The sequence below is a fragment of the Citrobacter sp. Igbk 16 genome (assembly GCF_028069755.1).
Taxonomy (GTDB): Bacteria; Pseudomonadota; Gammaproteobacteria; order Enterobacterales; family Enterobacteriaceae; genus Citrobacter.
The window spans coordinates 58412-79421 of record NZ_JANEWJ010000013.1; the positions used below are offsets into that span (position 1 = coordinate 58412).

General features: G+C 51.1%; 18 protein-coding genes. 13 read left to right on the top strand and 5 right to left on the bottom strand.

All coding sequences use genetic code 11. The features are described from left to right. The first annotated feature begins 344 nt into the window (after positions 1-344). The 7 genes from NNO03_RS10870 to fucO all read left to right on the top strand — a co-directional run bounded on the left by NNO03_RS10870 (position 345) and on the right by fucO (position 8520). Positions 345-1844, top strand: coding sequence for a sugar ABC transporter ATP-binding protein (locus tag NNO03_RS10870; protein ID WP_271441054.1), 1500 nt, complete (start codon positions 345-347; stop codon positions 1842-1844). 3 nt (positions 1845-1847) lie between these two features. Continuing rightward, positions 1848-2831, top strand: a complete 984-nt coding sequence (locus tag NNO03_RS10875) for an ABC transporter permease (RefSeq protein WP_271449519.1) — start codon at positions 1848-1850, stop codon at positions 2829-2831. A 73-nt stretch (positions 2832-2904) separates the two neighbouring features. Then, complete coding sequence (locus NNO03_RS10880) at positions 2905-3855, top strand: ABC transporter substrate-binding protein (RefSeq protein WP_061068495.1); 951 nt, start codon at positions 2905-2907, stop codon at positions 3853-3855. A 53-nt stretch (positions 3856-3908) separates the two neighbouring features. After that, positions 3909-5489: an FGGY-family carbohydrate kinase gene (locus NNO03_RS10885; RefSeq protein WP_271441052.1), complete on the top strand. Its 1581-nt coding sequence runs from the start codon at positions 3909-3911 to the stop codon at positions 5487-5489. A 66-nt stretch (positions 5490-5555) separates the two neighbouring features. Beyond that, the gene (locus NNO03_RS10890; RefSeq protein WP_271449520.1) at positions 5556-6554 is read left to right on the top strand and encodes a LacI family DNA-binding transcriptional regulator; all 999 of its coding nucleotides are present in this window, start codon (positions 5556-5558) and stop codon (positions 6552-6554) included. A 142-nt stretch (positions 6555-6696) separates the two neighbouring features. After that, positions 6697-7344, top strand: coding sequence for an L-fuculose-phosphate aldolase (fucA, locus tag NNO03_RS10895; RefSeq protein ID WP_005130946.1), 648 nt, complete (start codon positions 6697-6699; stop codon positions 7342-7344). Between the two features lie 27 nt (positions 7345-7371). Continuing rightward, a complete protein-coding gene (gene fucO, locus NNO03_RS10900; RefSeq protein ID WP_048213086.1) occupies positions 7372-8520 on the top strand; it encodes a lactaldehyde reductase in 1149 nt (382 codons plus the stop codon). A gap of 94 nt (positions 8521-8614) precedes the next feature. Here the strand turns inward: fucO and xni are convergent, their stop codons facing one another. The 5 genes from xni to queF all read right to left on the bottom strand — a co-directional run bounded on the left by xni (position 8615) and on the right by queF (position 15137). Then, positions 8615-9370: a flap endonuclease Xni gene (gene xni, locus NNO03_RS10905; protein ID WP_271441050.1), complete on the bottom strand. Its 756-nt coding sequence runs from the start codon at positions 9368-9370 to the stop codon at positions 8615-8617. A 169-nt stretch (positions 9371-9539) separates the two neighbouring features. Further along, positions 9540-10907 (bottom strand): L-serine ammonia-lyase, encoded by a 1368-nt coding sequence (locus tag NNO03_RS10910; protein ID WP_271441049.1) that lies wholly within the window; start codon positions 10905-10907, stop codon positions 9540-9542. 53 nt (positions 10908-10960) lie between these two features. Continuing rightward, the gene (locus NNO03_RS10915; RefSeq protein WP_005130942.1) at positions 10961-12250 is read right to left on the bottom strand and encodes an HAAAP family serine/threonine permease; all 1290 of its coding nucleotides are present in this window, start codon (positions 12248-12250) and stop codon (positions 10961-10963) included. A gap of 560 nt (positions 12251-12810) precedes the next feature. Further along, the gene (ppnN, locus tag NNO03_RS10920) at positions 12811-14175 is read right to left on the bottom strand and encodes a nucleotide 5'-monophosphate nucleosidase PpnN (RefSeq protein ID WP_005130941.1); all 1365 of its coding nucleotides are present in this window, start codon (positions 14173-14175) and stop codon (positions 12811-12813) included. A 113-nt stretch (positions 14176-14288) separates the two neighbouring features. Beyond that, positions 14289-15137 carry an NADPH-dependent 7-cyano-7-deazaguanine reductase QueF gene (gene queF / locus NNO03_RS10925; RefSeq protein WP_271441048.1) on the bottom strand — a complete coding sequence of 283 codons (849 nt, stop codon included), beginning with the start codon at positions 15135-15137 and terminating at the stop codon, positions 14289-14291. Positions 15138-15205: 68 nt separating this feature from the next. On the opposite strand from queF, the gene syd reads away from it, so the two are divergent. From syd to NNO03_RS10955, 6 genes are all read left to right on the top strand, one after another. Then, entirely contained in the window at positions 15206-15751 is a 546-nt protein-coding gene (gene syd, locus NNO03_RS10930) for a SecY-interacting protein (protein ID WP_271441047.1), read from the top strand. Positions 15752-16386: 635 nt separating this feature from the next. Further along, positions 16387-16716, top strand: coding sequence for a YqcC family protein (locus tag NNO03_RS10935; RefSeq protein WP_149692202.1), 330 nt, complete (start codon positions 16387-16389; stop codon positions 16714-16716). Next, positions 16716-17498, top strand: coding sequence for a tRNA pseudouridine(65) synthase TruC (gene truC, locus NNO03_RS10940; RefSeq protein ID WP_271449521.1), 783 nt, complete (start codon positions 16716-16718; stop codon positions 17496-17498). The genes NNO03_RS10935 and truC overlap by 1 nt, the downstream gene beginning before the upstream one ends. 19 nt (positions 17499-17517) lie before the next feature. Then, positions 17518-17967 carry a flavodoxin gene (locus tag NNO03_RS10945; protein WP_271449522.1) on the top strand — a complete coding sequence of 150 codons (450 nt, stop codon included), beginning with the start codon at positions 17518-17520 and terminating at the stop codon, positions 17965-17967. A gap of 342 nt (positions 17968-18309) precedes the next feature. Continuing rightward, complete coding sequence (gene gudP, locus NNO03_RS10950; RefSeq protein ID WP_271441044.1) at positions 18310-19662, top strand: galactarate/glucarate/glycerate transporter GudP; 1353 nt, start codon at positions 18310-18312, stop codon at positions 19660-19662. A gap of 2 nt (positions 19663-19664) precedes the next feature. After that, entirely contained in the window at positions 19665-21005 is a 1341-nt protein-coding gene (locus NNO03_RS10955) for an enolase C-terminal domain-like protein (RefSeq protein ID WP_271441043.1), read from the top strand. Positions 21006-21010: the final 5 nt, after the last annotated feature.

Here is a 21010-nt window from a genome sequence, read left to right on the forward strand (position 1 = left end):
TTTGCACAACTTTTTTGTTATGGAACTGTGAGAAACCTCACGAGAAGTGGTTAAAATTCGATCTGCGTCAAATAAACAAATACAGACTTTTTCATTAAATTCTTTTTAAATTAATAAGATAAAATAAATTGTCTGTTCAGTGTCACAGTTTTAGACCAAATGATTTGGCTATTTTTGGCAGCTAAAATAGCTTTAAAAGGCAATCGCTAACTCGAGTTAGCATCGTTGATAAAACGCATATGATCTTGTAGGCACATTCGCATTAACGGTGACGATGGCTTCCTGGCACGCTGTTTTTCGCCTGATTCACTGATTACAGTTTCTGTATATTGAGGAAAGCAGCAATGTCTGAAACATTTTTACAGATGAGTCATATTACGAAACGCTTTCCCGGCGTATTAGCGTTGAGTAATGTGGATTTTACTTTACGCAAAGGTGAGGTTCATGCGCTGTTGGGGGAGAATGGCGCGGGAAAGTCTACCCTGATGAAAATTTTATCCGGTGTATATCAACCTGATGAAGGTGATATTATTTTTGAGGGCCAACCCGTTTCGTTTGCAAACCCATTGAGTGCACAAAACGTAGGTATCACCATTATTCATCAGGAGTTTAACCTTTTTCCTGAACTGACGGTCGAAGACAATATATTTATTGGCAGGGAGTTTTGCAAAAATAACCGCTGGCGTCTGGATGAGAAACAACAGCGACAGGCTGCTATCGATATTTTGCAAAAATTAAACCTGAATATCTCCCCAGACACGCTGGTTGCCGATCTTACTGTTGCTCAGCAACAAATGGTTGAGATTGCGAAAGCGATATCGGTGAATGCCAAGATTCTTATTATGGATGAACCAACGGCGGCGTTGACTGAAACTGAAATTGACAGTTTATTCCGGGTTACACGCTTACTTAAAGAACAGGGAACGGGCATCGTTTATATCTCGCACCGACTGGAAGAGTTGGCGCTGATCGCCGATCGCGCTACCGTCATGCGGGATGGGCAGTTTATTGCCACAGTGGATTATGACTCGGTCAAAATCAGCGACCTGATTGCCATGATGGTTGGGCGCGACCTTGGCAATATTTATCCCCGCCGGGAGCCGCAACCCCAGCGTAAACCTGTGCTGGAAGTTAGTGGTCTGACGCGCAAAGGCGTACTGAACAATATCGATTTTACCTTGCATCAGGGGGAAATCTTAGGTTTTGCCGGGCTGATGGGGGCCGGGCGTACTGAGCTTGCACGGGCGATCTTTGGTGCCGATCCCATCGACAGTGGAACCATCAAGCTGAACGGTAAAGAGACGGTAATCAAGGATATTCCTGATGCCATCCAGCAGGGCATTAGCTACTTAACCGAGGACAGAAAAAAAGAGGGCCTGGCATTAGGATTGTCCGTTGAACGCAATATTATGCTAGGAAATTACCCCGAGTATTCTAACCGATATGGCAACGTGGATAGCAAACGCTGTCAGCAAACCAGCGAAGAGCAGGTGAAAGCACTGCGTATTAAGACGCCGCATCTAGAACAGGCTGCGTTGAATTTAAGCGGCGGTAATCAGCAAAAAATTATTATTGCCAGATGGGTATGCAAGGACACCGACATTCTCATCTTTGATGAACCCACGCGCGGTATTGATGTGGGGGCCAAACTTGAAATTTATGAATTAATGAATCGACTGGTGGCAAAAGGGAAATCAATTATCATGATTTCCTCTGAATTACCGGAAGTGCTGGGTATGTGCGATCGCATTTTAGTTATGCGTAATGGGCGTATTACCGGAGAGTTAGCTTCTGATGACGCCACACAAGAAAAAATCATGCAATATGCGACGTTAGAGGACTAATTTATGACTATCTCTGTAACCTCTTCAGACAGCAATAATAAGAAAATAAAAATTAACAAAGAGCTTTTAATGCGCCTGGCTCCGCTTTTGAGTCTGATTATTCTGGTGATATTTTTTAGTTTTGGATCACCTTTCTTCTTTAACACCGAAAACATTATGACAATTGCCCTGCAAACCTCAGTGATTGGCATCATGGCAATTGGTGTTACTTTCGTCATTATCACCTCAGGAATTGACCTTTCTCTCGGTTCGGTAGTGGCCTTTTCTGGCGTCGCAGTAGGCATTTGCGCCACCCTGGGTTTGCCTTTGCCAATATGCATTCTGGCTGGCGTACTCGCTGGTGGATTATGCGGCTATATCAATGGCTTGCTGGTCACAAAAATGACTATTCCGCCCTTTATTGCCACCCTGGGTCTGATGATGTCTGTCCGGGGGATCAATATGGTAATGACTGACGGCCGGGCAATTTACTTTGCTGATTATCCCACCTTCAAGATGCTGGCGCAGGGACGCTTGTTCGATGTGCTGCCTTATCCCGTTTTTTACCTCGTGGTCGTCGCACTGATCGCCGCATATATCCTCAAGAAAACGGTGATTGGTCGTTATGTCTATGCCGTGGGGAGTAATGAGGTTGCTGCACATCTTTCCGGGATTAAAGTCCAGCGCGTGAAAATTTTTGTCTACGCATTTTGTGGTCTGCTGACCGGGATTGCTGGGGTCATTCTGGCTTCTCGCCTTAACTCGGGCCAGCCGACCGTCGGCGTGGGCTATGAACTGGAAGCCATTGCTGCGGTGGTCATTGGCGGCACGAGCCTGATGGGGGGGATTGGCACTATTGGCGGCACCATTATCGGCGCATTCATTATGAGCGTGTTGAAAAACGGTCTGAACCTGATGGGTGTCTCGCAGTTCTGGCAAATGGTGGCCATGGGCGTAGTCGTTATCGCCGCGGTTTATCTCGACACGTTACGCAAAAAAATTCGTTGATTTACGCACCCGGAAGTCTCGGGACAACATAACCCTGACGTTTAGGGTGACTCACTCAGAACGGAGTAAAACAATGAGAACCAGGAATTTTGTCTATGCGTTATCCCTGCTGGCCTGCATGACATCCAGCGCACTGGCTAAAGATATGAACCTTCCTGTGGTCAGTAAAGGTTTCCAGCATGAATTCTGGCAGACCGTAAAAATGGGTACCGAAGCAGCAGCGAAAGAGTTGGGCGATAAGACCAGCTATGTTGGGCCTGCTGATGAAACTCAGATTGCTGAGCAGATTCAGTTGGTTGAAAACGCAATGGCGCAAAAGCCTAATGGATTGCTGTTGGCAGCATTAGACGCCAATGCGCTTGCACCATTAGTGGAAACAGCGAATTCACGCGGCATAAAGGTTGTGACGTTTGACTCAGGCGTAAATTCTGACATTCCTGTCAGCTTTGTGGCAACGAATAACCGTAAAGCAGGGGCTGAAGCGGCAGATGCTCTCGCTGCACAGGTGGGTAGCAAAGGGAAAGTCGGCATTATTGCGCACGTGGCTGGAACCTCTTCCGCAATTGAACGTTCGGAAGGTTTTGTGGCCAGAATGAAGGAAAAATATCCGGATATCAAAGTGCTGCCGGTTCAGTACAGCGATGGAGATCCGCAAAAAGCGATGGATAAAACCATCGATATGATCCAGGCAAACCCCGATATTGCCGGGATCTACGGCACCAATGAAGGCTCAACGCTGGGTGTGGCGAACGCCATTGATAGCCAAAACCTGAAAGGTAAAGTGAAGGTGATTGGTTTTGATAGCACTGAAGCAATCATTGCCTTCCTGAAATCTGGTGTAATCCAGGGCTTTGTTGTACAGGACGCGTACCAGATTGGCTATCAGGGTATTAAGACGCTGAATGCGGCCGTGTCAGGTCAGTCAGTACCGAAAGAAATTGATATTCCGGTGAAATTTGTGAATGCGCAGAACATTGATACACCGGAAATCGACAAGCTGTTGCACCCATTCGGTAAAAAATAAGACCGCGGGGGCGGTGCATTCGCCCCATTATTAGCCAGCGTCAGGGAGCTACTATGAGCAGTGGATATTTCCTCGGAGTGGATGTCGGTTCTGCCAGTGTCAGGGCGGGTGTTTTTGATGCCAGTGGCAAACGGCTGGCTTTTGCGACATTCCCTATCTCGCAGTTTCGACCTGGCCCTGAGCGGGTAGAGCAGTCATCTGCCGAAATCTGGCAGCAGGTTTGCCATGCCGTGAAGGAGGCAGTGTCGTCAGCCGGGGTTTGCGTTGAGGAGATCCGCTCGTTGGGGTTTGATGCCACCTGTTCGTTAGTGGCTCTGGATGAACAGGGGCAGGGTCTGGCGGTTTCACCTGGTGAACCGTCAGATCACAACATCATCATGTGGATGGATCATCGTGCGGTGCAGGAGACACAGCGGATCAACGCAACGCGGGACCCCGCGTTGCGCTATGTCGGGGGTGAAGTCAGTGTCGAAATGGAACTGCCCAAAGTGCTGTGGCTAAAAAACCATTTCCCTGCGACCTGGCAGCGAGCACACCGCTTCTACGATCTGGCGGATTTTTTGGTCTGGCAAGCCACCGCTTGTGATGTTGCAGGTCTGTGTACTTTAACCTGTAAATGGAACTATCTGGCACATGAACAACGCTTTAGCCACTCCCTGCTGGATGCGGTTGAATTAACGGATTTGTTGAGCAAAATTCCGTCGCGGATCCTGCCCCCTGGCGCGGCCGTTGGGACGCTCAGCCCCGATGCGGCACAAGCGCTGGGACTGACGACTGCGGTGGTAGTCGCCAGTGGCATGATCGATGCGCATGCGGGGGGCGTGGCGCTTGCTGGTGTCGAGCCTGCGGGAACATTGGCGTTGATCAGCGGAACATCAAATTGCCATATGTTGTGCAGCGAGCAGGAAATTCATACACCGGGAGTATGGGGGCCGTACTGGTCCGCCATGCTGCCGGGTTACTGGCTGACGGAAGGGGGACAAAGCGCTGCCGGGGCGCTGGTTGACTGGACGCTTCAGGAGTCAGGTGCCAGCGCTGAGTTGTATCACAAGGCTGAGGCACGAGGTTGTCATCCGATAGTGTTAGTTAATGAATGGGTGGCTGCATTGGAAGCACAGGAGTCAGAGCCTGGTCGTTATCTGCATGTACTGGCCGATCATCACGGTAACCGTTCCCCGCGTGCGCGACCTGATGCCCGGGGCAGCGTTTGCGGTTTGACGCTTGAACGAGGCGAGATGCAGGTTGCTCGTCTGTATCTGGCGACATTACAGGCGATTGCCTGCGGCACCCGACACATTATGGAAGTGATGCGCGAAAACGGTCATACCATTTCTCGACTGACGCTGTGTGGTGGTGCAACACATAATCCACTGTGGTTGCGAGAGTATGCAGACGCCACCGGATGCGATATTCACCTTTTGCAGGAAGAAGATGCCGTGACGTTAGGTGCGGCTATTACTGGTGCGGTAGCCTGCGGGGGGTGGGCAGATGTTCCCTCCGCCTGCCGGGCGATGGTTCGCCCAGGCGGGGTGATTAAAGCGAATCCGGCACGACAGGACTTCTATGACCGTAAATTCCAGGTATATCTGATGATGTGGGATCAACAGCAAGCGCTTAACCAGGTTATGCAGTAAGACAAAAGTTTAAAATACTTTTATGATTGTGAATTGACGTTTTTGGATGTGAACTGGGACATATAAATGGCTAAAACAGTAGAACAGATAGCCAGCGATCTGAATTTATCGGTGACGACCGTGCGACTGGTGCTGAACGGGAAGGCTGAGCAATATCGTATCAGTGTCAAAACCCAAACGCGTATTAATGAATACGTTGAACGGTATGGTTATGTCATAAACCATTCAGCCCGCAGCCTGAAACTGAATAAAACAGATACGTTGGGGCTGATTGTGCCCAATATATCTAACGTCTTTTTTGCCACACTTGCCGAAAAACTTGAACAACGTTGCCGTCGCTCTGGATATCAATTAACGATTAGTTGTACCTACGATGATGTTGATTATGAAAACAAATTAACGAAAGCGTTAATAGCTCGTAATGTTGATGGCCTTTTTATTGTTCCCTCAACCTTAGAGAATCAGCAACACCATTTGCGTCAGGTCAGAAAACCGATGGTGCTACTCGACAGGGATTTTAAGTATACCGATAACGCACTGGTTGAAAGTCATAACATTTTAGGTGGTGAAAAGCTGACGCAAAGTTTGTTTGATGCAGGAAAATCTCCGATCTGGTTTTTAGTCGGGGATACCGGATTGCCCAGTATTGGTGATCGTTTGAAAGGTTATCTTAACGCATTGAACAATAATGGAATTGCTCACCGTGACTGGGTGCGTGAAGGTCCGGATAATACGCCGGATGGTGGCTACCGGTTGATGGAGAAACTGATCAACGAACAGGGCTGTCCGCAGGCGTTTATTGCCTCATCATTACCTGTGCTGGAAGGTGCCGTCATTGCTCTTCGCAATCGTTTTGGCGTGATTCCACCGGACATTAATATCGGGACATTTGATGAACATCCGATGCTGGGATTCCTCGCGAATAATGTCTGGTCAATGCAGCAGGATGAAAATGTCTGGGCGGAAAAAGCCTTCGCTATGATGATGAGTGCTATTGATGATCAGCCAATTAAAGAAACTGTAAAAGTTGAGATGAAACTAATTAAGCGTGTAAGACAACAATAATTCGTCGCACTAACTAAATCGGCCAACTGAATCTGAATAAATATGTTCAGTGGCTGCTCATATCTGAAACCTGACCCGTCTTACTCTGCGGCAGCATTTTTTCGCAATAAAGACGAGGGGCAACTGTACCCGGAGAATCATTATGGAAAGAATGCGTTTATCACGTGAAATCATCGAAACCTGCCTGGAAATGACCCGTCTTGGGTTGAACCAGGGAACCGCCGGAAATGTGAGTGCGCGATATGAAAATGGAATGCTGATCACACCCAGCGGTATCCCTTACGAAAGACTCACTGAAAACATGATCGTGTTCGTAGATAACGACGGTAAATATGATAAAGGACAATTACCTTCCAGTGAATGGCGTTTTCACTTGGCAGCTTATCAGACGCGCCCGGATGCCAATGCGGTCGTTCATAACCATGCGATTCATTGCACCGCCGTGTCAATTTTGAACCGTCCTATTCCGGCAATCCATTACATGATTGCCGCGGCTGGGGGGAACTCTATCCCGTGTGCGCCGTATGCGACGTTTGGTACACGAGAGCTGTCAGAGCATGTGAGCGTCGCGTTGAAAAGCCGTAAGGCAACGCTGTTGCAGCACCATGGGTTGATTGCCTGTGAAGCGAATCTGGAAAAAGCACTATGGCTGGCGCATGAAGTGGAAGTTTTGGCCCGCCTGTATCTGAGCACCCTGGCGATTGTCGACCCGGTGCCGGTGCTGGATGACGAAGAGATCGCCATTGTGCTGGAGAAATTCAAATCTTACGGATTACGAATTGAAGAGTAATTTCGCATAGCGAAAAGGAGAAATACGATGGCGAACAGAATGATTCTGAATGAAACGGCATGGTTTGGCCGGGGAGCTGTTGGGGCATTAACGGATGAGGTCATCCGTCGGGGTTATCGCAAGGCTTTGATTGTCACCGATGCAAACCTGGTACAGTGCGGCGTTGTCGATAAGGTGACATCCCGTATGGATGCCGCCGGTTTGCCGTGGGAGATCTATTCCGGCGTGATCCCGAATCCTACAATTGCAGTGGTGAAGGAGGGGCTGGGAGTCTTTCAGCAAAGTGGCGCAGATTATCTGATAGCGATAGGCGGCGGCTCTCCGCAGGATACCTGTAAAGCGATTGGCATTATCCACAATAACCCTGAGTTTGCCGATGTCCGCAGCCTTGAAGGGTTATCGCCAACACGTGCTGCGAGCGTACCGGTGATGGCAATCCCAACGACGGCAGGGACGGCGGCGGAAGTGACCATTAACTACGTGATCACGGATGAAGAAAATCGGCGTAAATTTGTCTGTGTCGATCCGCATGACATTCCGCAGGTGGCGTTTATTGATGCCGATATGATGGACGGTATGCCTGCCGCGTTAAAAGCGGCGACCGGGGTCGATGCGTTGACCCATGCTATCGAAGGTTATATTACGCGGGCGGCGTGGGCACTTACTGACGCGTTGCACATCAAAGCCATTGAGATCATTGCCGGGGCGTTGCGCGGCTCTGTTAATGGTGACAGCCAGTCCGGTGAGGCAATGGCGCTGGGTCAGTACGTTGCCGGGATGGGATTTTCAAACGTCGGTCTGGGACTCGTGCATGGCATGGCGCATCCGCTGGGGGCCTTTTATAACACTCCGCACGGCGTCGCCAATGCTATTTTGTTACCGCACGTGATGCACTACAACGCCGAATACACCGGAGAGAAATTCCGCGATATCGCCCGGGTAATGGGGGTGAAAGTGGAAGGTTTGACGCTGGAAGAGGCGCGTAAGGCAGCGGTAGATGCTGTGTTTGCGCTTAACCGCGATGTGGGGATCCCGCCGCACTTACGTGATGTTGGGGTACGTAAGGAAGATATTCCTGCGCTGGCGCAGGCGGCATTTGACGATGTTTGCACTGGCGGTAACCCGCGTGAAGCAAGCATTGCCGATATCGTCGAGCTTTACCATACTGCCTGGTAATCACCAGGCGTTTATCCGGCCTACAGTGTGATTGATTTGTAGGCCGGATAAGGTGTTTACACCGCCATCCGGCAACAGAGCTATCGCCAAAGAACTACCGTGCCAGCCGTAGCTGCTGGAGGTTTCCGTCAATATGTAAGTCCGTTTGCAGGCGCGCGATATCACGGCACAGAAACGCCATCTCTTTATGTATTTCGAGTTTCTTACGCCACTTTTCCGGCACGTCTTCCAGATGTGCGTAAATCCCTTCCAGATGCTGAAATTGCACGAGTAGCTGCGTTGCGCTCTTGGGACCAATACCTGCAACGCCCGGCACTTTTGAGCTGCTGATCCCGGCCAGTCCCCAGTAGTCCGGCAACTGCTGAGGCATTACGCCGAATTCTTTCTCAATGAATGGCGCGTCCAGCCAGCGCTTCTGGAAATAGTCGCGAATGCGTAATGTTGGGGAGAGCAACTGGCAATAACCTTTGTCTGTCGAAACGATGGTGGCCTGATGTCCCGCCTGGGTGACTTTCACCGCCAGCGTTGCGGCTAAATCATCGGCTTCATTCCCGCTCGAGACCCAACAACAGACGCCGCGCTGTTCAAACGCGGCGCGTAGGGCGGGCATTTCGTGATGCAATTCGTCGGGCATCGGTGGGCGACCTGCTTTGTAGTCAGGCAGCCGTTGGTGACGCCAACCGCTGTTACGCGCCTCATCATCGAATACCGCCACGGCGTGCGTGGGTTGGCTGTGCACAATCAACTGATCGAGTGCGTGCTGGCATGTCTCCACACAGGGCGACCCCTGGACGGCGTGAATGCGACGAATGAGATTGAGTGCATCGACAATGAGCAGATGGACGGCCACGGTGTTCTCCCTAACAAATTAGTCTGTAGGGTAACATTCACGACGAGTGGAGACGAGCATTGTGAAATAGTGCTATCCGTAGGCCTGATAAGCGCAGCGCCATCAGGCAATAAAAGCCGGATGCGGCGAGCGCCTTATCCGGCCTACAGATACGAAAATGTGCTGAGAATTAATCGCAGGTAACGATCTTCATCGCCAGACCGCCACGCGAGGTTTCGCGGTATTTGGCGTTCATATCTTTACCCGTCTCGTACATGGTCTCGATAACTTTATCGAGGCATACACGAGGCTCGCTGGTACGGCGCAGTGCCATACGAGCCGCGTTCACCGCTTTCACCGAGGCAATGGCGTTACGCTCAATGCACGGAACCTGAACTTGTCCGGCAACCGGGTCGCAGGTCAGACCCAGGTTGTGTTCCATACCGATTTCTGCGGCGATACATACCTGCGTCGGGCTACCGCCCAGCAGTTCTGCCAGGCCCGCTGCCGCCATAGAACACGCTACACCGACTTCACCCTGACAGCCGACTTCAGCACCCGAAATTGAGGCATTCATCTTGTACAGGGAACCGATAGCGCTCGCGACCAGCATATAGCGTGCCAGTGAGTTAGCGTTCACTTCGCGGATAAACTTGTCATAGTACGCCAACACCGCAGGAACAATCCCGCATGCGCCGTTCGTCGGGGCGGTAACTACACGTCCACCGGCAGCGTTCTCTTCGTTCACGGCCAGCGCAAACATGTTGATCCAATCTACAACTGCCATCGGGTCAGTCGTGGTTTTGTCACTGCTAACCAGCATACGACGCAGTGCTGCCGCACGACGCGGAACGCGCAGTTTGCCCGGCAGAACACCTTCGGTGGTGATACCGCGTTCAATTCCACTACGCATCACTTCCCAGACGTTTGCAAAGTGCTGTTCCAGCTCTTCTTTGCTGTGCAGAGCTAGCTCGTTCTGCATCATCAGGCCGGAAAGTGACAGGCCGGTTTCCTGACAGTGTCGTTGCAAATCGGCTGCGGATTTATACGGATACGGCACGCTTACCGGATTGTTATTCGGCAAACCAAAGTGTTCTTCATCAACGATAAATCCACCGCCGATGGAATAGTACGTCTGGCTGTAAATGGCTTTTTCGCCAGCCAGCGCGGTAATGCGCATCCCGTTTTCGTGCAGGGACAGATTGTCCGTATGGAAATTCATGCACTTATCAACCGGGAATTCGACCTCATGTTGACCGTCTGCCAGCAACAAGCGTCCATGGGTATTCACATCCTGGATAAAGGACGGGATAGCATCAATGTCTACGGTATCCGGCAGATTACCCGCCAGGCCCATAATAATCGCGATGTCGGTATGGTGACCTTTCCCGGTCAGGGACAGAGAGCCATAGACATCAACCACTACGCGGGTTACGTCAGTGAGAATTCCGCGTGCAATCAGGTCATCCGTGAATTGTTTGCCTGCTTTCATCGGGCCAACAGTATGGGAGCTGGAAGGGCCAATGCCGATTTTGAAAATATCGAATACGCTAATCATGAGGCGTCCATTGTGTATCGAGGTGCGCCGCCCCGAAGAGCGGCGCAGGGGAATTAACTGAACAGAGAGTAGAAAATAGCGGAGATAGCGATCAGGCCCATAATCACAACGAACACGTTGCTGATATGGCCACTGTATTTACGCATTGCCGGTACTTTCTGAATCGCATACATCGGCATCAGGAACAGAATCATCGCGATGATCGGGCCACCCAGGGTTTCAATCATACCGAGGATGCTCGGGTTCAGCGTCGCCACAATCCAGGTGGTTACCAGCATGAACAGTGCAGTGATTTTGTTCAGTTTATTGATTTCGATGGACTTGCCTTTGCCACGCAGAGACTTAATTACCATACCGTTGAAACCTTCACGCGCACCCAGGTAGTGGCCGAGGAAGGACTTGGTGATAGCAATAATCGCGATGATCGGTGCCATCCAGGCAATAATCGGTGCGTTAAAGTGGTTCGCCAGGTAAGACAGGATAGAGATGTTCTGCTCTTTAGCTGCAGCCAGATCCGCCGGAGTCAGGCTGAATACGCAGCTGAAGACGAAGAACATAACGGTCAGTACCATCATGATGTGAGCGAATGCCAGAATTTTGGAGCATTTCTTCTCTGCTTCATCACCGTACTCTTCACGCTTCGCCACGGCGAAGGAGGAGATGATCGGGGAGTGGTTGAAGGAGAACACCATTACCGGAATTGCCAGCCACAGAGTCAGCAGCAGGCCGTTGCCGGTGGTTGCCGCAGAGTCAAAAGACAAGGTTTCCAGAATCGCACCGCTCCACTGAGGGATCAGGTACAGTGCCAGCAGCATCAGTGCCGCAACAAACGGGAATACCAGGATGCTCATCGCCTTCACGATCATCTGCTCACCGAAGCGCACGATGGTCATCATGCCGACAATCAGAATCAGAGAGAGGATTGCACGCGGCGGCGGCGTAATCGCCAACTGGTGAGTCAGGAAGCTTTCAACGGTGTTGGTGATTGCAACGCTGTAAACCAGCAGAATGGGGTAGATAGCGAAGAAGTAGAGCAGAGTAATCAGTTTACCTGCGCCAACGCCAAAGTGCTCTTCTACAACTTCAGTGATGTCTTCACCCGGATTTTTACCGGACAACACGAAGCGGGTCAGACCACGGTGAGCAAAGAAGGTCATTGGGAAGGCAAGAATGGCCATGATGATCAGCGGGATCATACCGCCAACGCCTGCGTTAATTGGCAGGAATAATACACCCGCGCCAATCGCCGTGCCGTAAAGGCCCAGCATCCACATGGTGTCTGTCTTGCGCCATGCGCTGCGGGTCTGGCCCGTAACGATAGTGCTGGTTTGAGTGTTTTCCATCTGTTTCTCCTGGAGGAAGCTTAAAAAGTCGGGTTTGGGTTCAATCCAATGAAAAAATACCCGACTGTAAAACGAAATTCGTTTAGCGATTTTTATATAATTTTTCGCCGTAATAATTTTCGGGCGGAAAGATACATTTAAGTAATGAATGTATCAGTGATCGCGATCTCAAATGCAATAATCCACCTTTTATGTGGATAAATTTGGACCATTAATCTGTTAAAAAATAGTCAAAGCGAATTTACGGGCGTGAAGGCTAACATTAACGACATATGGCATGAAAGACAGGGCGCGAAGATACGAGGGTTGCGCTATAAAAACTGTTATTTTTAGTGAATTCTGACGACTAATTATAATTTGCGGTGATAAATCACGGTTTCCTTTGGAAGGTAATCGTTTGCGTTTCGGGGCTTGTCAGACGAAGGATAATTGATGTTTATGTTATTGTGTGAGCTATGTGACTGGTATCACTAAAAAAGCCGGTTGGCTGATGCGCCAAATCCGGCTTTGATATGGACAAAACTGTCACCGAGGTAGCATCAGCTACCCGGTGTTGAAGGTTATGCGCAGATTTCGTAGCAAGGGATATACGCAGTGCCCGGCAACTTCATACGATGTTGTGCAACAAAGCCCTGCAGGAGATCGTCCATGCGGCGCATCATCTCAGGGTCGCCGTGGATTTTGTACGGGCCAAATTCTTCAATGGCGCGAATGCCGACTTCTTTCACGTTCCCCGCGACAATACCGGAGAATGCGCGACGCAGGTCTGCAGCCAGCACTTCAACAGGCTGGTCTGGATACAGTTTCAGATTCGCCATGTTTTCGTGGGACGGTTCGAACGGCATCTGCAAATCAGGCGCGATACGAATTGACCAGTTAAAGCTGTAGGCATCACCGGTGTCCCGGCGGTTCTCTTTCACCAGCGGCATCGCTTTTTTCATTAGACGAGCGACTTCCGCTGCATCGTCAATGATAATTCGATAGTGACGGCGCGCCTCTTCTCCCAGCGTGTGCACGATAAACTCATCCAGTACGCGGAAGTAATCTGCGCTCTCTTTTGGCCCGGTCAGGATCAATGGCAGAACCTGATCTTTGTTCGCCGGATTCATCAGGATACCCAGTAGGTACAGCAGCTCTTCAGCCGTTCCTACGCCGCCGGGGAAGATGATAATGCCGTGAGCGATACGGACGAACGCTTCCAGACGTTTTTCAATGTCCGGCATGATGATGAGTTCGTTAACCAGCGGGTTTGGTGGTTCCGCAGCGATAATTGACGGCTCGGTCATACCGATAAAGCGGCTGTCTTTGTAGCGCTGCTGAGCGTGGCCGACCGCGGCACCTTTCATTGGTGCTTCCATCGCGCCTGGACCACACCCGGTGCAGATGTTCAGTTCACGCAGGCCTAACTGAGTGCCCACGCGGCGCGCATACAAGTACTCGTTCTCGTTGATTGAGTGACCGCCCCAGCAGACGACCATGTTCGGCGCTTCACCGACGTGAAGTGCCCGGGCATTACGCAGAATGGAGAACACTAGGTTGGTGATGTGAACCGAGCTTTCAAGATCCAGATGCTGAAAACGACCCGCGTTATGGATCTGGCCATTGACGAAAAGAATGTCGCGCAGGACGGCAAACAGGTTGGCCTGCAGCGCGCGAATGATGCGCCCATCGACAAACGCGTCTTCAGGTGGGTTGATCAGTTCCAGCTTCACACCGCGTTCACGGCGCAGCACGTTAATGTCGAAACTTTCGAAACGAGACAGCAGCTCTTTGCTGTTGTCGGTCAAACTGCCGGAGTTCAGAACGGCAAGCGAACAGTTACGAAACAGTTGATACAGGTCGCTGCTGGCCGTGCGTTTAAGCATATCGACTTCCAGCTGCGACAACATGTCCATTGAGCCAAGCGGGCTAATATGTGTAATCAAGTAAACTCCTTACGGGACGAGAGATATCATCCTCTACTGATTACAATAGCCCTGGCTTATGACCTTTCACAACCTTGCGCGCGGAATCCGACACGCAAAATTGAGAAAAAAGATTACTGACGCACCAGTCTTCCTGTTGCGGGGGTGAAATCTGTGTTGGTGCGCCATGGGTTGATATCGAGGCCGCCGCGTCGCGTGTAGCGTGCATATACGCTCAGTTTCTCCGGCTGACAGAAACGCAGAAGGTCATTGAAAATGCGTTCCACACACTGCTCGTGAAATTCATTGTGGTGGCGGAAGGAGACCAGATAGCGCAGCAACTTTTCCCTGTCGATTTTGCGTCCACGATACTGAATTTGTATGGAACCCCAGTCAGGCTGATGGGTGATCAGACAGTTGGATTTCAGCAGATGGCTGACCAGCGTCTCTTCTACTGCCTTGTCGCCGCTCACGGCGTTTTCCAGATAGTCGGTGCTGAACTGGTAGTTATCAATGACGATATCCTGATTGTCGATACAGGTGCCATTGAAGTGGGCTATCGGCTGCCCTTCTTGTTCGTCAAGACGATAGAGCGCCACGCTGACATCACCCTGCGCGCAGGCGCGTAGATCGTGTTCCAGAGTTTGACGGACGTGTTCCCATGAGTCAAAACGCGTCTGATTAAAACTGTTCAGATACAGCTTAAAACTTTTTGATTCAATCAGATTAACGCTGGTGTAATCCAGCTCTACATGGCCGACCGCAACCTGCGGTAAGCCGTTGGCATTCAGCCATGACAGTTCATACAGCGTCCAGATATCCGCGCCGTGAAAAGGCAGATTATCGGCTTTTAGATCCAGCGGGTCGCGGTTCAGGCTGCGCGGAACACCCTGCAGCAGGCTGGCGTCGTAAATATCTCGGTAATCCGTTGATTTTCCGAGAGTCAGGCCGTCAAGCGCCCGATGATTTTCATAAGAAGACATGTTTCACCGTCATAAACCAGATACACTATGCGACAAGTGTATCCTGGCTTTTGTGAAGAGAGAAATCAGTGGACGAATTGACCGCACAGGCGTTGACAGCCTTTACGACGCGTTATTGCGATGCATGGCATGAAAAAAACAGCAGCTGGCCGCTGAGTGAAGAGCTGTATGGCGTACCGTCTCCGTGCATCATCTCCTCCACGAACGATGCGGTGTACTGGCAACCGCAGCCTTTTGTAGGCGAGCCGAATGTAAACGCGGTTGAACGTGCCTTTGATATTGTGGTACAACCCGCTGTTCATGCGTTTTATACCACCCAGTTTGCCGGGGACATGCACGCACAATTTGCGGACGAAAAACTTACTCTTCTGCAAACCTGGTCTGAAGATGACTTCAGACGCGTACAGGAAAACCTGATCGGCCACCTGGTTACGCAAAAACGCCTTAAGCTCTCTCCTACGCTTTTTATTGCCACACTGGACAATGAACTTGATGTTATTTCAGTGTGCAACTTGTCTGGGGAAGTCTGCAAGGAAACGCTGGGAACCCGTAAACGAACGGTTTTGGCGGCCTCACTTGCGGAATTTCTTACTCAACTTAAGCCTGTTCTGTAATCCAGTTTGCCCTAGGGCGTGTGAGAGATCTCTTACAAACCCTGTAGGAGATTGCCAGGTGATCAGTAAAGACTTCATCGGCCGATATAATATTAAATATTTATAATTCAATCGGTTAATGTTTTATTGTCAACTTTCATACGAAAATAATCATTAGGGTATGTCTGTAAGTGTCTTGTAAGACAATGCGAAACAGGCGATTCTATCTCCGTCGACAAGGAGTCGCACAACGAAGTGAACATCAGGATGATGACACTTCGGCAGGACACACCAGGACGGTGCTGCAAGGACAGGTTTCAGGATGAAGCAAAGAGGAAAACGCGGGAAGCGTTAAAGGACACCTCCAGGATGGAGAACGAGAGCCGGTCAGGATGTTCGGCGGGTCAGGATGGCCAGGGACACTTCAGGATGAAGTTTTCACATCGGGGGCGGTGTGAGCAGGATGCAAATGTTCAGGATGAACGAGGTCGCAAGACCACAGGAAAAGTTGTCACGGATGAGCAGGGAGCACCAAAAGTAGCTGGAATGCTGCGAAACGAACCGGGAGCACTGTTTTTACAGTGCTCCCTTTTTTTTATTTCCCTTCTACTAGTGCTATTCTTCGCGCCAGATTTTTCATCATTGAGGTTAATTTCATGACGACTCATGACCGTGTGCGCGAGCAGTTGCATGCGCTTGAAGCACTGCTGCGTGAACATAATCACTGGCGGATGGATGAGCCAGAAGCGCATCTATTTTCCAGCACGCAGCCTTTTTGTATGGATACCATGGAGCCAGTTGAATGGCTGCAGTGGGTGTTGATTCCCCGTATGCATGCGCTGCTTGATAATGCGCAGCCACTTCCGGAAGCGTTCGCTATTGCGCCATATTATGAAATGGCGCTGGCAGCCGATCATCCGCAGCGCGATGTGATCCTGATTGCATTGCAGGATCTGGATGCGCTATTTACCCGTGATGACGCCTGATGCTGGAAATTCTCTATCAAGATCAATGGCTGGTTGCAGTCAACAAACCTTCGGACTGGCTGGTTCATCGTAGCTGGCTCGACCGCGATGAGAAAGTGGTGGTAATGCAAACCGTGCGTGACCAGATTGGCCAGCACGTTTTTACCGCCCACCGACTCGACAGACCGACATCCGGTGTGCTGTTGATGGGGCTGTCCAGCGAGGCCGGACGACGGCTGGCACAGCAGTTTGAGCAGCATCAAATCCAAAAACGCTACCATGCCATTGTGCGCGGCTGGCTGATGGACGACGCCGTGCTGGATTATCCGTTGGTGGAAGAGCTGGACAAGATTGCCGATAAATTTGCCCGTGACGACAAAGGCCCACAGCCTGCAGTAACCCACTATCGCGGGCTGGCTACGGTAGAAATGCCCGTGGCAACCGGTCGCTATCCAACCACCCGTTACGGGCTGGTGGAGCTGGATCCTAAAACTGGCCGTAAACATCAGCTCAGACGTCATCTGGCACATTTGCGTCATCCGATTATTGGCGATAGTAAGCACGGTGATTTGCGACAAAACCGCAGCGCCGCAGAACATTTTGGCTGCCAGCGCCTGATGTTGCATGCCAGCCAGCTTGAACTTACGCACCCCTTCACCGGTGAACCACTGGTTATTCGTGCCGGGTTGGATAACGTCTGGATGCAGGCGCTATCACAGTTTGGCTGGTGTGGGCTTCTCCCTGAGAATGAAAGGGTTGAGTTCAGCGGGCTGTCAGGTCAGGATGAGCAGACAGATTCTTAAGTCCTTGGAGATAAAGGTTATGGCGGAAATTGGTATTTTTGTCGGCACAATGTATGGAAACGCGCTGCTGGTTGCCGAAGAGGCCGAAGCTATCCTCGCAAATCAGGGGCATAAAGCCACGGTTTATGAAGATCCTGAACTGGCGGACTGGGAAAAATACAAAGACAAGTACATCCTGGTCGTAACGTCGACGACGGGACAAGGTGATCTGCCGGACAGCATCGTGCCGCTGTTTCAGGGAATTAAAGACCAACTGGGTTACCAGCCTGACGTTCACTACGGCATTATTGCGCTCGGTGACAGTTCATATGCCAATTTCTGCGGCGGCGGTAAGCAGTTTGATGCGCTTTTGCAAGAACAGAGCGCCCAGCGAGTGGGTGAGATGTTGCTGATTGATGCCGGTGAACATCCGGAACCGGAAAGCGAATCTAATCCCTGGGTAGAAAGCTGGGGAACCTTGCTTAAATAACCTCTCGCCCGCACGGGCATGCAACCCCCATTTGATCCGTAGGCCGGGTCAGGCGAAGCCGCCACCCGGCAATAAAACCCCAATTACGTGAACTAACTTCCACTGCTTTGGGCTTATGCCCCAAACAACTTCTCACTGCCTCTCTAATGTTGTGTTCCTGCACGGTGAGGGAAAGAGGCACTCCTTCATATACTTTTCCCGTCAGTTCCCGGAAAGGCAGCGAGTCAGAATAAAACGGCCCCGAGCTGTACCAAAACTGCCACACACTAACCTCTCATTCTGATCACCCTACAGGTGCTGTACAGAATGAACTGGCGAAAGCCAAGATTCAGGAGTGCAACAATGAGTTCATTAAGTCAGGCGGCGAGCAGCGCGGAAAAACGCACTAACGCTCGCTACTGGATAGTGGTGATGTTGTTTATCGTCACATCCTTCAACTACGGCGATCGCGCCACTTTATCCATTGCCGGTTCAGAAATGGCCAAAGACATTGGTCTGGATGCGGTCGGGATGGGGTATGTATTTTCTGCTTTTTCATGGGCCTATGTTATCGGCCAGATCCCCGGCGGCTGGTTGCTTGACCGCTTTGGTTCAAAGCGCGTTTATTTCTGGTCCATCTTTATCTGGTCCATGTTTACCTTGCTGCAAGGCTTCGTCGATATCTTTAGCGGCTTCGGAATCATCGTCGCACTGTTTACCTTGCGTTTCCTCGTGGGCTTAGCTGAGTCACCCTCGTTCCCTGGCAACAGTCGTATTGTTGCGGCCTGGTTCCCGGCGCAGGAGAGGGGGACCGCGGTGGCAATTTTTAACTCCGCGCAATACTTCGCCACTGTTATCTTCGCGCCAATCATGGGTTGGCTGACCCACGAAGTGGGCTGGTCACACGTATTCTTCTTTATGGGTGGACTCGGGATCATCATCAGCTTTGTCTGGCTGAAAGTGATTCACGAACCGAACCAGCATCCGGGTGTAAACCAAAAAGAGCTGGACTACATTGCCGAAGGTGGCGCACTGATCAACATGGATCAGGCAGCAGCTAAAGCTAAAGTTCCGTTCAGCGTGAAATGGGGGCAAATCAAGCAGTTGTTGGGTTCCCGCATGATGATTGGTATCTACATCGGCCAGTACTGTATTAACGCGCTGACCTACTTCTTTATCACCTGGTTCCCGGTCTATCTGGTACAGGCGCGCGGTATGTCGATTCTGAAAGCGGGATTTGTGGCGTCGGTCCCGGCTATTTGCGGATTCGCAGGTGGCGTGCTCGGCGGCATTATTTCCGACTGGCTGATGCGTCGCACCGGTTCGCTAAATATCGCCCGTAAAACGCCAATCGTGTTGGGTATGTTGCTGTCAATGGTGATGGTGTTCTGTAACTACGTCAACGTTGAATGGATGATTATCGGCTTTATGGCGCTGGCCTTCTTCGGTAAAGGTATTGGTGCACTGGGCTGGGCGGTAATGGCGGACACGGCTCCTAAAGAGATTAGCGGCCTGAGCGGCGGTCTGTTCAACATGTTCGGTAATATCTCCGGCATCGTGACACCGATTGCTATCGGCTACATTGTGGGCACGACGGGGTCGTTTAATGGTGCCTTGATTTACGTTGGAGTGCATGCGCTGATTGCCGTGGTGAGTTATCTGGTGCTGGTTGGCGATATTAAACGTATCGAACTGAAACCTGTCGCAGGACAATGATGATGACAACACAATCGAGTCCCGTTATTACCGACATGAAAGTCATTCCGGTGGCTGGTCATGACAGCATGCTGCTCAATATTGGTGGCGCGCATAATGCCTGGTTTACCCGCAATATCGTGGTCCTTACTGATAACGCCGGACACACCGGTGTGGGTGAAGCGCCGGGCGGAGAAGTGATCTATCAAACGCTGGTGGACGCTATTCCGCAGGTGTTAGGCCAGGAAGTGGCCCGCCTGAATAAGGTGGTCCAGCAGGTGCATAAAGGCAATCAGGCTGCTGACTTTGATACCTTCGGCAATGGCGCCTGGACATTTGAGCTGCGCGTCAATGCGGTGGCGGCGCTGGAAGCCGCGCTGCTGGATCTGCTGGGCAAAGCGCTGAATGTACCGGTCTGCGAGCTGTTAGGTCCGGGTAAGCAGCGTGATGCAGTGACCGTGCTCGGTTATCTGTTCTATGTAGGCGATCGCACCAAAACCGATCTGCCGTATCTGGAAAGTACGCCGGGTAAACATGAGTGGTATCACTTACGTCACCAGCAAGCGATGACCAGCGATGCGGTGGTGCGTCTGGCGCAGGCGTCACAGGATCGTTATGGCTTTAAAGATTTCAAACTGAAGGGCGGTGTGTTGCCGGGTGAGCAAGAAATTGAAACCGCCCGTGCGCTGAAAGCATGCTTCCCGGAGGCACGTATTACGGTAGACCCTAACGGTGCCTGGCTACTGGATGAAGCGATCGCCTTGTGCAAAGGGCTAAATGATGTTCTGACCTACGCCGAAGATCCGTGCGGCGCTGAACAGGGATTTTCCGGGCGTGAAGTGATGACTGAGTTCCGCCGCGCGACCGGTTTGCCGGTGGCGACCAACATGATTGCTACCAACTGGCGCGAAATGGGCCACGCGGTAATGCTGAATGCTGTCGATATTCCGCTGGCCGATCCGCACTTCTGGACGCTTTCTGGTGCAGTGCGCGTGGCACAGTTGTGCGATGACTGGGGCCTGACCTGGGGATGCCATTCCAATAACCACTTTGATATTTCGCTGGCAATGTTTACTCACGTCGGTGCGGCAGCGCCGGGCAATCCGACAGCCATCGACACGCACTGGATTTGGCAGGAGGGCGATTGCCGTCTGACGAAGAATCCGCTGGAAATAAAGAACGGAAAAATTGCGGTTCCAGATGCACCCGGTCTGGGTGTGGAACTGGACTGGGATCAGGTACAGAAAGCGCATGAAGCCTATAAGGCATTGCCCGGCGGTGCGCGTAATGACGCAGTACCGATGCAGTATCTGATCCCCGGATGGACTTTTGACCGTAAACGTCCCGTTTTCGGCCGTCACTGATTTTG